Below are 13,191 nucleotides of genomic sequence, written 5' to 3'. Positions count from 1 at the left end.
GCCGAGCGGTGAACTCGGCCCGGGATACGGGGAGTTGGGGGCTCAGGTCCTGTCCAGCAGATCTTGCCGGGCGGGCCCTGGTCGCGGGCGTTCGCGGCATCAGCTGAGGCAACTCGGCAAGGAACCGGTGGAACCATCGGTCCGGCGACGCCGTCCGTATCAGTGGTTGTTGTTGACGTGACTCCGTCACGACTCGGTTTCATCACAGGGCAGTTCTCGCGGGCTCACGGGGGGCATGGATGAGTGGGGATTCAGTGCGGAACCAGGATCACCTCGACCCGGACGGGGTCGCGCAGCAGGTCGGCGCGGCGGCCGCGCGGGAAGGGCTGGGGGCGCATCGCGCGGCCTATCCGTCGATCGCCCAGGCTCAGCGTCAGCACGTCAGGCGCGTCCAGATCGCGGCCGGGGTGCTGGCTGTCCTCGTGGTGATCTGCCTGGCGACCGGCTATGTTCCGCTCGCGTTCGTCGTGGGGCTGCCGCTGTTGATGTGCCTGTACGCGAGCGTGAAGTACAGCGGTGCCGCCAGCAGGAACGAGGGGGCGCGCCTCGATCTGTTCGAGCACGGACTCACCTCGGCCCACCGCGGTGCTGTCCGAGTGGTTCGCTATGCCGACACGACCGTGCTGCAGAACAACGTCCGGCACACCCAATACGGCCAGACCACCAGGATCACTTACGCCTACACCGTCACGGACACCACGGGCACCCAGATCGTCCTCCAGGCGGGCTACGCGCAGCCCCACGAGTGGGGACCCGCGATCCAGCAAGCCGTAACGGAGGCCCAACTACCGCAAGCGGTCGCCCAGTTGAACGCGGGACGGCGGCTGGAGTTCGGCCCGCTCTGGCTGACGCCCACGGAGATCGGGTCGGGCGGCAAGTCCACGCCCTGGTCACAGGTCGAGGAGGTCGCGGTGAAGGACGGCTTCGTACGGATCCGTGTCGCCGGGCGGTGGAGCGCCCTTTCGATGACGGCGGTGAGCCGCATCCCCAACTTCCTCGTGTTCCGCGCCCTCGCCGATCACCTGCAACGAGGGTCGGCCTCCAGGGGCTGAGCGACCTTTCGGAGTGGACTCGGGACCCGATGTGGGGCGGGCCGGTTTCCGAGGCCACCCGAGAGAAGCGGCCCGGCACTCCTAGTACGAGTCGTGAGCCTGCCAGAACGACCAGGCGCCGCAGGGGCTGCCGTACCGTTCGTTCATGTAGTTGAGACCCCACTTGATCTGCGTGGCGGGGTTGGTCTGCCAGTCCCCGCCCACGCTGCTCATCTTGGAGCCGGGCAGCGCCTGGACGAGTCCGTAGGCGCTGCCGTTGGTGGCCCGGTAGTTCCAGCTGGATTCGTTGTCCACGATGTTGCTGAAGCACTGGAACTGGTCGGCGGGGATGATCTGACGGGCGATCGCCTGCACGTCGGAGACCGAGTAGGAGCTCTGGACCTGGAAGGTGCTCCGGCTCGCCGAGCGACTGGCGGCCTGGGTCTCCAGGTCGCGGGCCTTGGCGTCCTTGCTGGCCTTGTCCTTGTCGGCGGCGTTCTTCTTGGCCTTGGCGTCCTGGGCGGCTCGCAGGCGGGCCGCTTCTTCGGCGGACTTCTTCGCCGCGGCACTGGCCTGCGCGGACTGGGCGTCGGCCTGCTGCGTCAGGGACGCGGTCTGCACCTGGGCCTGCTGGCCGGCGGGTATGTCCGCGAGGAGCGTGGCATCGGCCGCGGTGGCCTCGAAGTTGTCGTTCGAAGCGGCAGCGGGGCCTGCCGCGGCAACGCCGACCACGGCGCCAACGGTGGTGACCGCAGTGGCCGACGCCACCGCGAATCCCCGGACCGAGATCCGGCTGCTCACACGGTTTCCTTCCAGCTGTGTGCGCACGGGTGACCTCGCGGACGCAATCGTGCCCCTGGCTCTCTCCTCCCAACTACTGGGCCACGGGAGGACTCGACCCGACGGACACCCCCCTTGTGGGGAGGGCCACTTGGTACTCGGGCGGCATACGGCTCACCTGTTGAGTCACGTGGAGATCGGCGTGCCGTATGCGGGGGCCTGACGGATGCAAGACTCTGCCGGAAGTCGCCGCGAGGCAATTCCCCGATACGTGTGAAACCTCACACCTCGTTTACCCCAGTAGTTTCTCCATTACCCACACAAGAAGAAGCTGCCTGGTTTACAGTGCACCACTCACCGGACTGTACCAAATGGTGCTAACTGGCTCGTACCTGAACATCCATCAGTATTTCGGGCACCCCGGCGGCCGGGCCGCTAACGGCGTGGAGTCGGGGCGTTAGGGAAGCGTTGGCGGCTGGTGAAAGGGTCAGCACGGCGTCCGCGAACGCCGGAGGAACCAGCCGACCGAGACACCGCCCCGAGCCCCCTCACGCGGAAGACCCTCGCCGCGATCCCCATGACCGCAACTCGCCCCCGGCGGCCGGGCTGTGACCGGCGGCGGGCCCCACCGTAATTGGCTTGACCTGGCCACAGGGCGACGCTGCATCGTGGCGGGACATCACGAGTCGTGGTGCCGGTATCCCGAGGAGGCAGCAGCAACAATGGAGACACGTCCCACGACCGATCAGGACCTCGACTCGTTCGTCGACACACTGCATGCCGCGTTCGGACGGTTCCCGGAGACCCGGACCGAAGGCGGCGGCGGAGTCTGGTGGGCGGCGCTCGAAATGGACCGCAATCTGTTCGCCATGACGGAGGACGGGCGGCCCATCGGCACCGCCGGTGCGTACTCCTTCGAACTCACCCTGCCCGGTGAGATCCTCGTCCCGGTCTCCGGGGTGACCGCCGTCGGCGTCCTGCCCTCGCACCGGCGCCAGGGCGTGCTCAGCGCGATGATGCGGCATCAGCTCACCGAGCTGCGGGCCCGAGGGGAGTTCCTCTCCGTGCTGCTGGCTTCCGAGGCCCTGATCTACCGCAGATTCGGCTACGGACCGGCGACCTACACGCAGCGGCTGACGGTGCCGCGCCACCAGGGCGCTCTCGCCGTTCCCCGGGCGCGCGCGGCAGCCGAGGCCCCGGCGACCGGCTCGGTCGAGGTACTGCGGCGTGCCGAATGCGGCGAGATCCTGGAAGAGGTCTACGACCGGTACCGCAGGACCCAGCCCGGCGCGCTGTCCCGGCCGCACCGCTGGTGGGCCTTGGGCGCGGGGCAGCCCCCGATCGCTCCGGCGCCGCGCTATGTCGCCGTCCACCGTGACGCCGACGGCGTCCCGGACGGCTACGCCAGCTACTCGCTCGGCGAGCCCGACACCTTGACGGTGGACGAGACCATCGCCACCGACGACGCCGTCTTCACGGCCCTGGCCCGTTTCGTGCTGGGGCACGACCTGGTCGGTCAGGTCGTGTTCAAGCATGTCCCGCCCGGGCACCCGCTGCGCTGGCAGCTCGCGGACTCCCGCGCCGGCGAGGTGAGTAACGACACCGACTGGCTCTGGGCGCGACTGCTGGACGTCCCGCGTGCGCTGACCTCACGCGGCTGGTTCATGGACGGTGAGCTCGTCCTCGACGTCGACGACCCGTTCCTCGACGAGCACGACCGCTACCTGCTGACCGTCCGGGACGGCAAGGCCGAATGTGTTCCGACGGACCGGGAGCCCGACCTGTCCCTGGACGTGAGCGACCTGGGCTCGGTCTACCTCGGCGGCACCGCCCCGAGCACGCTCGTGCGCGCCGGACACATCCGCGCCCACAACCCGGGCGCGGCCACCCTCGCCGACGCCCTCTTCCGCACCGAGCGCGCCCCGCACTGCCTGCATTGGTTCTGACCGCGGGCTTGCCGACCCTGCACAAGTGGCGTTCCTGGGGTTGCAGCCGACTGGGAGGGGGAGCGGACCAGGCTGTTGCCGGCGGCGCCCGGGTTGCTCGGCCCAACTCGCCGTGCACGATGGCCATGTGATGATGGAAGCAGGCCGAGAACATGTCACGAAATCTGCGCTGGACACGGTATTTTTTGTGATGGACGGACGGCACGGGGGCGTCACGTTGTGCGGCAGGGGAGTGCCGTGGGGGCAGTGGCGACGTACTGCCGTGCGAAGGACGCGGCGCCCTGCGCAGCGTTACGACGAGGCCTGCCGGGCCGGAGTCTGTCGGTCCCGTAACGCGGGAAGGCGTCGGCGCACCCAGTGCTCGCCGACGCTGCCCGCGTACCGCCGCTTCCGGATGCGTCGGTGGACCTGCTCGTCGCCTCACCGCCGAAGTTTGTGCGGCCGCCCTCTTCAGGACCCCAACATGCAGGACACCACCAACATGCGGGACACCGACATGAAGGAGTAACCCTCTTGATCACTCACCTCCGACACGGCATCGGCGGGCGAACGTTACGGGCGCTGGTGGCGGCGCTGTGCGGAATCGTCGGTGCCACCGCGCTCGCCGCGACCCCGGCGGCAGCAGCCGATCAGCGTCATGCGATCTACGCCATCGCGCACCGGGTCGACACCCTGGACGGCGTGGACGCCGCGCTCAGCCATGGCGCCAACGGCATCGAGATCGACGTCTGCGCCTGGTACAACCCGAACGAATGGCGCGCGTATCACGACTGTTCCTCGGCCGGTGAGACCCGGCACGGCCCCAGCTTCGACAGCATGATCGACCGCATCGTCTCCAACGCCAAGGCGGGGCGAAGGCTGGCGCTCGTCTGGCTGGACATCAAGGACCCGAACTACTGCGGAGAAGCACCCAACCGTGGGTGCAGCGTCGCCGGACTGCGCGACAAGGCACAGCGGCTGACGGCAGCCGGGGTCCAGGTGCTCTACGGCTTTTACGAGTACCACGGCGGCAGCACCCCGGACGTCGGCGGCAGGGGCTGGAAGAGCCTGGAAGGCAAGCTCGGCAGCCTGGAGGGCATCACGACGACCGGGACCCGCGATCAGGTGGTCGGCGCCTTCAACCGGTCCGGTTCCGGATTCCCGACCGGCCACCGGGCGATGGACTACGGCGACTCCGACATCACCAAGGGCTTCGGCAACTGCACGGAAGCCACCTGGAACACATGCGCGGAACTGAAGAAGGGGGCCGGGGACCGCGCCGCCGGACAGCTCGCGGCCACGCTGTCCTGGACGACCACCTACAACGACCCGTGGTACGTCGACAAACTGCTGGGCGACGCGCGCGTGGACGGCATCATCGCGGGCTACGGCGCCTTCAACGGAGTGAAGGAGTACGACAGCAGCTGGCAGTGCGCCAACGCCATCAACCTCATCCGTGACTGGGTGAACCGCCACAGCGCCACCCATCGCATGGCCACCAGCGGTGACCGGATGTTCAGGTAGTACCGGACAACCCCGGGCCGGCTCGGCACCGCCCCGCGTCCCATGGGACATGGAAACGCGGTTGCCGACCAGCACGTGCCCCGGGCGCGAGATCGAGGACCGGGCAGGGTGGTGGGCGTGATGTCAGCGGCGGGCCGCAGTGATGAAGGAGCGGATCAACTCCGTTGATTTCACGCCGCGTTCGCTCTCCACGCCGCTGGAGACGTCCACTCCCCAGGCGCCGGTGGTGTCGGCGGCCCGGCGGACGTTGCCCGGGTGCAGGCCGCCGGCGAGCAGCCAGCGTCCGGCAGGGGCGGTGAACTCGGGGGAGGCCCAGTTCCACGGTCGGCCGGAACCGGGATCGGGGGCGTCGAGGAGCAGCAGGTCCTCACCCAGCTCACCCAGCCGTGCAGGGATCTCGGTGGCGGCCGTGGCCCGGATCAGCGTGAGGCTCTGCGTCCGCAGAGCCTCGTAGTACTCGGGGCCCTCGTCGCCGTGCAGTTGGATGGCGCGGATGCCACTCTCCTCCGTGAGGCGGCGAACCTCGTCGAGTGGCTGGCCCCGGAAGACACCCACCGTGAGGATGTGCGCCGGTACGCGTTCGGCGAGCCGTCGTGCGGTGGCGGCGTCGACGGTGCGCGCACTGGTCGCGAACACGAACCCGACCGCGTCCGCGCCCGCCTCGACGCAGGTGTCGACGTCCTGCGCGGTCCGCAGACCGCAGATCTTGACGAAGAGATCACTCATGCCCCGAGTCAATCAAACCGCGCGACGCTCGGCCTATACCCCTCGGCGGGGTGCTGAGAGGCAGTGCGTCGGGGAGCGGAGTGAACCGCCATGCCGGGCACGGGGAATGGGGGCACGGCGGATCACGGCGGTGACGGAACCGCCGGCCCAGGCACCAGTGGCCGGCCGACTGCCCGTCGACGGCGAAGGCGGCCGAGTGAGTGTCAGATGGGTTTCCTTACGGGGCCGTTGGTGGGGATGGCTGGAAGGTGAGCAGTGCGCCGAGTGCTGCTTCGGGCATGGTGGTGAGGTGAAGAGGTTTCAGGGTGCTGTAGCAGTGTTCGTGTTCGCTGTTGTGGGTGCCGCGTCGTCCTGGACGTCAGCCTCTGCCTCTGCCCCGGTCTCTGCCGGGACCGTGGTCGGCCGGGCGGACGCGGCCGGTACTTCGGAGGTGGTCGCGCCCGGAGTCGGGTACCGGGCGTTCACTGTCCGTACGTCGCACGGCAGCGCCCGGGTCCATGTGCTGACGGTGGAACTGGGCCGTCGGGGAACACGGGCCGGCCTGCTGTACCCGGGGGTTGTGGCCGCGCGCGAGAAGGTGTCCGTGATGGCAGCGGAACAGGGAGCGGTGGCCGCTGTCAACGGCGACTTCTTCGACATCGACGAGTCACAGCACCCCGGCGTCCAGGCGACCGGTGCGACCTCCGGCCCCGCCGTGCGGGCAGGCCGCCCGCTGAAGGGCGCGGTCCCCGACGGGCAGCGATTCGGCTGGCCGTTGCCCCAGGGAGGCTCCACCGAAGATGTCTTCGGCGTCGGCGTCGACGGCCTCGCCCGCACCGGCCGGCTGACCCTGCAGGGCCACATCCGCACCAGCCACGGCACCCTGCCCCTGCGCGGCCTCAACCAGTACGCCCTGCCCGTCGGTTCGATCGGGGTCTTCACACCGCGCTGGGGTGAAGTGTCCCGCGCCCGAGCTGTCTGTGGCACTGACGACCACAGGGCGGCGCCCTGCACCCGGGACACCTACGAGGTCACGGTCCGGCACGGCATCGTCCGCTCCGCCTCATCGACACCCGGAGCCGGGCGGATCCCAGAGGGCAGCCTCGTCCTGCTCGGCCGCGAGGCCGGAGCGGAGGCCCTGCATGCGCTCACCCCGGGGATGGCCGTGAGGGTGGACTACCGCCTCGCTTCCAGCAGCCGCACCGCGTTCGCCTTCGCCCTGGGTGCCCACCCGATCGTCGAGCACGGCCGGTCCTTTCCCGGTCTGGACAGGGTGGTCGCCGAACCGCGTTCGGCCGTCGGGATCGCCCGGGGCGGCCACGTGATGCGCCTGCTGTCGACGGACGGCAGGGAAGGAACGTCCAGCGGACTCACCGTGAGCGAACTCGCCGGCCTCCTGGCCGCCATGGGGTGCGATACGGGCGCCTATCTGGACGGCGGCGGATCCGCCACCCTGGCGACCCGGGACCACGCCGGCCACCTCGTGGTACGCAACGCCCTTGACCACGGCGAGGAGCGCAAAGTCCCCAACGGCGTTGCGGTGTACTCCCGTTGAAGAGGCCCAGGCGGTTTCTCCGATGTCATCGGGACCTCGGGCGGAATCCCGTGAAGACGATCAGGCTTCTGTACGTGGGTGAAGCGGGTGACGCCGGTCGCACTGCGGGGACCGGACGGCAACTGGGGCGGTGTCCGACCCAAGGTGGCTCCGTGGCCCATGGCGGGGTTTAGACACAGGCTCTCAGTGTCCGGCCGCTCGTGTCAGGGCCTCCTCGGCCTGAGAGGCCAGGGTGGCAACGAGATCGGCTGCCGGTGGCCGATCCGTAATGAGATCGACGGCCTCACTGGCCCAGACCGGCAGGGGTGGTAGCTCGCCGCTGGCCACATCGTCCTGATAGTCGCGCCGGGCCTGCGGATCCGCGGCGAGTTCCGCTTCCCGGTTCCGCCATTGGTCGAGGTAGCGATGGCCGAGGGTACGGGCGGTGTACCGGGAGGGCCAGTCGGAGCCGCGCGCGATGTCCAGGATGCGGTTTCGCTCGGTGTCCTGGCCGCGTCCCTCGACGATCGCGGCGGCGATCGACGGGTGGACCAGGGCTTCGGCCGTGGCCTGGAAGCGGGTGCCGATGAGCGCCCCCGCAGCTCCCAGAGCCAGGACGGCGGCCAGACCGCGCCCGTCGGCGATCCCTCCGGCCGCCAGCACCGGAACCGGCGCCACCAGGTCCACCACCGCCGGCACGAACGGCAGGGTTGAGCGTCCGTGCCGGGCCCCGTGGCCCCCGCCCTCGGTACCCTGCGCCACGATGACATCGGCGCCCAGCTCCACCGCTTGCCTCGCCTCCTCCAGATCGGTGACCTGAAGGATGAGCGTCGCCCCGCCCTGGCGGATGCGCTCGGTGAACGGACTCGGATCCCCGAAGGACAGCATCACCGCACTGGGACGGTGCTCCAGCGCCCGGTCGACCGCGTCGGTCCCGATCGCCCAGGTCTGGAAGCCGATTCCCCACGGTTCGTCGGTCCCCTGTGTGACGAGGGGCAGCTCGCGGGCCAGCCACCGCGCGTCCCCGTTCCCGGCTCCCAGCAACCCGAGTCCGCCACCGCGCGAGACGGCTGCCGTCAGCGCCCCACCGGCCGACCCGCCCATGGGCGCCAGCGCGATCGGATGCCGCACACCGAACAACTCCGTGAAGGCCGTCGACAACGTCATGACCGCCATCATCGCGCCGATCGCGCCGATCGGGCATCCCTCGGAGCGGCGGCATGCGCTCTCGACGGGCCTTCAGGTTCGGGACGTTGGGCCGGGCGGACCGGCGGGCTCCGGCGGGGAGGGGGTGCGCGGCTGCGGCGCCGTCCAGTTGACGAGGAGCTGCAGGGAGCGGGCGGTTTCGGAGCCCGGCTCCACGTTGTAGACGCAGAGGGTCTGCTCGCTGTCGCCGGGCACCTGGAACGACTCGTACGAGAAGTGGAGGTCGCCGACGAGGGGGTGGTGGTAGCGCTTGGCCCCGTGAGTGCGGCGCAGCACGCGGTGGTCGTTCCACCAGCCGGTGAACTCCCTTGATTTGATGGTGAGTTCCCCGACGAGGTCGGCGAGTTGGCGGTCGTGCGGATGGCGCCCGGCTTCCAGGCGGAGGATGGCGACGGTCTCGGCGGCGATGCGCTCCCAGTCGCCGACGCGTTCGCGGGCCTCGGGGTCCAGGAGGTAGTAGCGGGCCAGGTTGCGGCGGGGCGCCGGCAAGGCGTCGAAGTCGGTCAGGACTTCGCGGGCCAGCCGATTGCCGGCAAGGACGTCGGTGCGGCGGCCGAGGATGAAGGCGGGCACGTGGTCGAGGGTCCCCAGCATCAGGTGCAGACCGGGCCGAACCCGCTGGGGGCTGGACGGCCCGCGGCGGGCGGGGCGGCTCAAGAGGTCCGTGAGGTGCTCGCGCTCGGACTCGTCCAGGTGCAGGGCGCGCGCGAGGGCTTCGAGGACCTCGGGGGAGGGATTGCCCGCACGGCCCTGTTCGAGCCGGGTGTAGTACTCGGTGCTGACCCCGGCCAGGCGGGCCACCTCGTCGCGGCGCAGCCCGGGGACACGGCGGGTGCGTCCGTCGTCGGGGAGCCCGGCCCTGTCCGGGGTGAGTCCGGCGCGCCGGGTGCGCAGGAAGTCGGCGATCTCGTGGCTGCGGTCCATGTCTCCAGTGTTCTCGTGCCGGGCTGGGCCAGTCCCTTCCCGGGTGGCCCTGCTGGTACCTGTATCGCGGATACCTGCCTGGTAAGGGCGACCTTCGGCGCTCCGCGAGAGCTTCTCGGGTGGTGTTCTGGATCAGGGGCACGGCGGCAGTCGGCCGTCATCGATCCGCCCCCTCATCGAGTCACCTTGAAAGGTGCGCACCATGGCCACGCAGTCTATTGCCCGTCCCCTCACCGGCCGAGTGGCGGTCGTCACCGGCGCCTCCAGCGGCATCGGTGCCGCGGCAGCCGAGCACCTGGCCGAACTCGGCGCCCGCGTCGCCGTCCTGGCCCGGCGCGCGGAACGCCTCGACGATCTGGTCGCCCGGATCGAGAAGAACGGCGGCCAGGCCCTGGCACTGGCCGCCGACGTGACTGACAAGACGGCGCTCCTGGCGGCCGCCGACCGGGTCGCGGCCGAATTCGGAGGCGCCGACCTGCTGTTCAACAACGCCGGCGTCATGCTGCCCGCCCCGATCGAGGAGCTCGCCACCGACCAGTGGCAGCGCCAGATCGACCTCAATGTCTCCGGTCTCATGAACACCATCGCCGCGTTCACCCCTCAGCTGGTCCGGGCCGCCGCCGAGCGCGGTGTGGCCGACCTGATCAACACGTCGTCGATCGCGGCGCAGAACATCTTCCCGAACTTCGCCGTCTACTCCGCCACGAAGGCGTACGTCACCCACCTCTCCCGCCACCTGCGGGCCGAACTCGGTACGAAGAAGGTGCGGGTGGCGGCGATCGAGCCGGGCATCGTCGCCACCGAACTGCAGAGCCATGTCACCGACCAGGGCGCGCGGGAGTGGCTGCAAGACTCCAAGGAGACGATGGAGTGGCTCACGCCTCAGGACATCGCCCAGACAGTCGGCTTCCTGGCGAGCCTCCCGCCCCGGGCCAACCTGCAACAGGTCACCATCATGCCGACCGGCCAGCCCAGCTGACCACGCCCGAGCGGTGGGGCGCCCTCCCGCGGACGTCCCCACCGCGCCCGGGGGAGTTGACCGGCGGAGGATCCAACTCGCCGCTGGTATTGGCCAGTTGGCGTAGTCGATGGGCACCCTTTACTCGTGGTGCACGTCGTCTTCGGATCCGCCCGGGTCAATGGAGAGTGGGTCGGTAGACGAGCTCCTGGATGTGACCGTCGAGCGTGCGGTTCTCGATCAGCTCCAGGTCGAAGTCAGCCGCGCCTTGGAAGATCGGGTCCAGCCCCGACTGCCCCGTGATGACCGGGAAGAGCGTCACCTGCAAGCGGTCGACCAGGCCGGCCGCCATCAGCGCCCGGTTCAACGACAGGCTGCCGTGCGAGCGCAACGGCACCTCGGACTCCTCCTTGAGCCGGGCGACGACATCGACGGCGTCACCGCTCACGATGGTGGCGTTCGGCCAGTCGAGGGGACCTTCCAGCGTCGTCGACACCACCGTTGCCGGCAGGCTCCTCATCCGGGTGACCCACGGGTCACGTACATCGGAATCCTCGGTGCTTGACGCCAGCATCCGGGCGAATGCCCGATACGTGTTGGCCCCGAAGACCATCCGCTGCTCCGCTTCGTACAAGCCGAGACGGTGGTCGAGCAACTCCGGGCCCTGCTTGCCCCAGTAGCCGGTCCAGTCGGCGCCGGCGGCGCCGAAGCCGTCCAGGCTGGAAAAGACGTCGAAGGTGTAGGTAGCGGTCATGTCGTGCCTCTCAGGTGCGGTTGATCGGTGTGGACACAGGCGGGCGATCTTCTTCGGATGGGCTGCGGCGACCGTCGCACATGTAGACCCGGCACGCCGCGGAAACTCATCGCCCTGGCAACCACGCGTGGCCCCGACCGCTCGCATGGCACGTGACCTGCGACTTCCGGCACAGCCGCGCTCCGCCCCGGGCGGGCGACTCGACGCTGCCCACACCGACGAACTGCCCTACGTGTCCGACATCGCCGACAAACCCTGGCAGCACGGGGACGCCCGACCGGCCCGGCGGCGCAGTGCTCGGGGTGAACGCTGGTGGGGTCGCGGACCGGCTCACCACTCCGCATGGCACGCCGCCGAACACCCCGACGGCATCACCCTCCTGCTCGCCACGCGCCGGTCCACATCTCCGCAGGGATGCCGGTCCGCCGAGCGGCTCTCACACAGGTGCCGCATCCAAGTGGCGCGAACGGGCCGCCCACCCAGTAAATGGTCAACAACAGGTAACTCAGTGCACAGGTGGCCCAAAGGTAAACGCACCCGTCCCCATGGAGCCGAGTATGACCACTCCCTCTTCGTCACCCCTACCAGGCCGGCCCGGCATACCTCCTATCCCGTCGGCCGACCCGCCCCTGCCGACCGAGGACGCCGGAGCCGTCGCGGGCGCGCCCGGGCTTTCGTACTCCGACCCGATCGACGGCCTGGTGCACGCAGCCGTCGCCGACCGGCCGTTGGAGGAGGTCGTACAACTCATCACGCTCCTGGAGCAGTCACCCGAGTACGCGCGGGCCACGGTCGACGCGCTCCACGCGGTCGGCGTGGGCCGTTCGGTGGAGGACGTCTCCCGGCTGGTGGCGCTGCTGACGCAGCCGCCGCGCAGCGCCGACAGCGCCGACGAGGCGATCCGTGCGGCGGCCGAATGCCGGCCCGTGGAAGAAGTCACCCGGCTGATGGCACTGCTGCACCGGCCGCCGATGGAGCCGCACTGTGGAGAGGAGGCGATTCGGGCGGCCGCGACCAGCAGGCCCGTCGAGGACCTCGTGCAGCTGATCGGCCGCTTGGCCCAGGACAAGCAGTCGGAGGTGCGGCGGCCCGGCCCGGAGGCGTCGGCATTGGTCTCGGCCTCCGCCTCGGCCGATACCGACGGGGACCTGCCGTTCGCGGAGTCCGCCGGAGACCTCGCGTTCGCCTCCGGCGAACCCGTCGACGTGGGCTTCTCGGCCGCCCCCGGCGAGCCCTACGTCAGCCTCCCGGTCGACGCACGGCGCGGCCGTGAACAGGCGCAGGGCGGCACTCCCCGGGCGTGGCCGAGGTGGCTGGCGGCCCTGGCGCTCTTCGTGTGCAGCCTGGCCTACTTCCCGCTGCACCGGGACGGCGCGCCGCTCAGCTCCTCGGCCCTCGACCTCGGGGTGTCGGGTCTGTGCTTCCTGGTGGGGGTGACGCTGGTCGCCACCGGCAGGCCGCTGGTTCTCGCCGCGGCTGTGCTGGTGCCCTCCGCGCTGGCCGTCGTACAACTGCTGGAGGGCCAGTTCCATTCGCGGACTCTCTCCCGCGCTCTGGAGATCACGGCCGCACCGTCCTGGGCCGCGGGTCTCGCGGCCGCGCTCGCGGCGCTGCCGGCTCTGATGGCCGTGCTCGCCCACATCGCGTCCGCGCAGCCGGATCGGCATCCCCGGCCCGAGCCCCGTCCGGTGGTGGAGGAGCAGCCGGCCCGATAACGACAGCCCGCCGCACATCGACTCGGCCGACGGTTCATCGAGGCCCGCCGACCGAGTCGCCGTCATCTACGGCAACAAGGTCGAGTACGCCGTCGTCGGCGACACGGGCCCGAGCAACGTGATCGGCGAGGCGTC

11 protein-coding genes and 1 pseudogene are annotated in these 13,191 nt (G+C 70.1%); 7 read left to right on the top strand and 5 right to left on the bottom strand.

Features of this window, described 5'->3' with window-relative positions:
• Positions 1–239: 239 nt before the first annotated feature.
• Complete coding sequence (locus ACWC2B_RS07940) at positions 240–1,052, top strand: DUF6585 family protein (RefSeq protein WP_450715592.1); 813 nt, start codon at positions 240–242, stop codon at positions 1,050–1,052.
• An 81-nt stretch (positions 1,053–1,133) separates the two neighbouring features.
• Here the strand turns inward: ACWC2B_RS07940 and ACWC2B_RS07935 are convergent, their stop codons facing one another.
• Positions 1,134–1,832: an aggregation-promoting factor C-terminal-like domain-containing protein gene (locus ACWC2B_RS07935; RefSeq protein WP_450715591.1), complete on the bottom strand. Its 699-nt coding sequence runs from the start codon at positions 1,830–1,832 to the stop codon at positions 1,134–1,136.
• Positions 1,833–2,533: 701 nt separating this feature from the next.
• Between ACWC2B_RS07935 and ACWC2B_RS07930 the strand changes: the two genes are divergently transcribed.
• Together ACWC2B_RS07930 and ACWC2B_RS07925 are read left to right on the top strand one after the other, a co-directional pair.
• Positions 2,534–3,757, top strand: a complete 1,224-nt coding sequence (locus ACWC2B_RS07930) for a GNAT family N-acetyltransferase (protein ID WP_450715590.1) — start codon at positions 2,534–2,536, stop codon at positions 3,755–3,757.
• Positions 3,758–4,270: 513 nt separating this feature from the next.
• Entirely contained in the window at positions 4,271–5,260 is a 990-nt protein-coding gene (locus tag ACWC2B_RS07925; protein ID WP_450715589.1) for a phospholipase, read from the top strand.
• 123 nt (positions 5,261–5,383) lie between these two features.
• Here ACWC2B_RS07925 and ACWC2B_RS07920 read toward each other — a convergent pair whose 3' ends face one another.
• Positions 5,384–5,986 (bottom strand): phosphoribosylanthranilate isomerase, encoded by a 603-nt coding sequence (locus tag ACWC2B_RS07920; RefSeq protein ID WP_450715588.1) that lies wholly within the window; start codon positions 5,984–5,986, stop codon positions 5,384–5,386.
• 586 nt (positions 5,987–6,572) lie between these two features.
• On the opposite strand from ACWC2B_RS07920, the gene ACWC2B_RS07915 reads away from it, so the two are divergent.
• Positions 6,573–7,520, top strand: a complete 948-nt coding sequence (locus tag ACWC2B_RS07915; RefSeq protein WP_450715587.1) for a phosphodiester glycosidase family protein — start codon at positions 6,573–6,575, stop codon at positions 7,518–7,520.
• A gap of 183 nt (positions 7,521–7,703) precedes the next feature.
• Here the strand turns inward: ACWC2B_RS07915 and ACWC2B_RS07910 are convergent, their stop codons facing one another.
• Together ACWC2B_RS07910 and ACWC2B_RS07905 are read right to left on the bottom strand one after the other, a co-directional pair.
• Positions 7,704–8,666, bottom strand: a complete 963-nt coding sequence (locus ACWC2B_RS07910) for an NAD(P)H-dependent flavin oxidoreductase (RefSeq protein ID WP_450715586.1) — start codon at positions 8,664–8,666, stop codon at positions 7,704–7,706.
• Between the two features lie 72 nt (positions 8,667–8,738).
• Complete coding sequence (locus ACWC2B_RS07905) at positions 8,739–9,629, bottom strand: helix-turn-helix transcriptional regulator (protein WP_450715585.1); 891 nt, start codon at positions 9,627–9,629, stop codon at positions 8,739–8,741.
• 202 nt (positions 9,630–9,831) lie between these two features.
• Here ACWC2B_RS07905 and ACWC2B_RS07900 point away from each other — a divergent pair, with 202 nt between their 5' ends.
• Positions 9,832–10,608 carry an SDR family oxidoreductase gene (locus tag ACWC2B_RS07900; RefSeq protein WP_450715584.1) on the top strand — a complete coding sequence of 259 codons (777 nt, stop codon included), beginning with the start codon at positions 9,832–9,834 and terminating at the stop codon, positions 10,606–10,608.
• A 157-nt stretch (positions 10,609–10,765) separates the two neighbouring features.
• Here the strand turns inward: ACWC2B_RS07900 and ACWC2B_RS07895 are convergent, their stop codons facing one another.
• Positions 10,766–11,341 (bottom strand): dihydrofolate reductase family protein, encoded by a 576-nt coding sequence (locus tag ACWC2B_RS07895; protein ID WP_450715583.1) that lies wholly within the window; start codon positions 11,339–11,341, stop codon positions 10,766–10,768.
• 557 nt (positions 11,342–11,898) lie between these two features.
• On the opposite strand from ACWC2B_RS07895, the gene ACWC2B_RS07890 reads away from it, so the two are divergent.
• Positions 11,899–13,056, top strand: coding sequence for a hypothetical protein (locus ACWC2B_RS07890; protein WP_450715582.1), 1,158 nt, complete (start codon positions 11,899–11,901; stop codon positions 13,054–13,056).
• Positions 13,057–13,111: 55 nt separating this feature from the next.
• Positions 13,112–13,191 (top strand): annotated as a pseudogene (locus tag ACWC2B_RS07885) (glycoside hydrolase family 75 protein); the annotation flags it as partial.

Source organism: Streptomyces sp. NPDC001415 (assembly GCF_053597395.1).
Note: the sequence above shows the minus strand (reverse complement) of the source record. Positions and strands in the feature narration are given on the sequence as shown.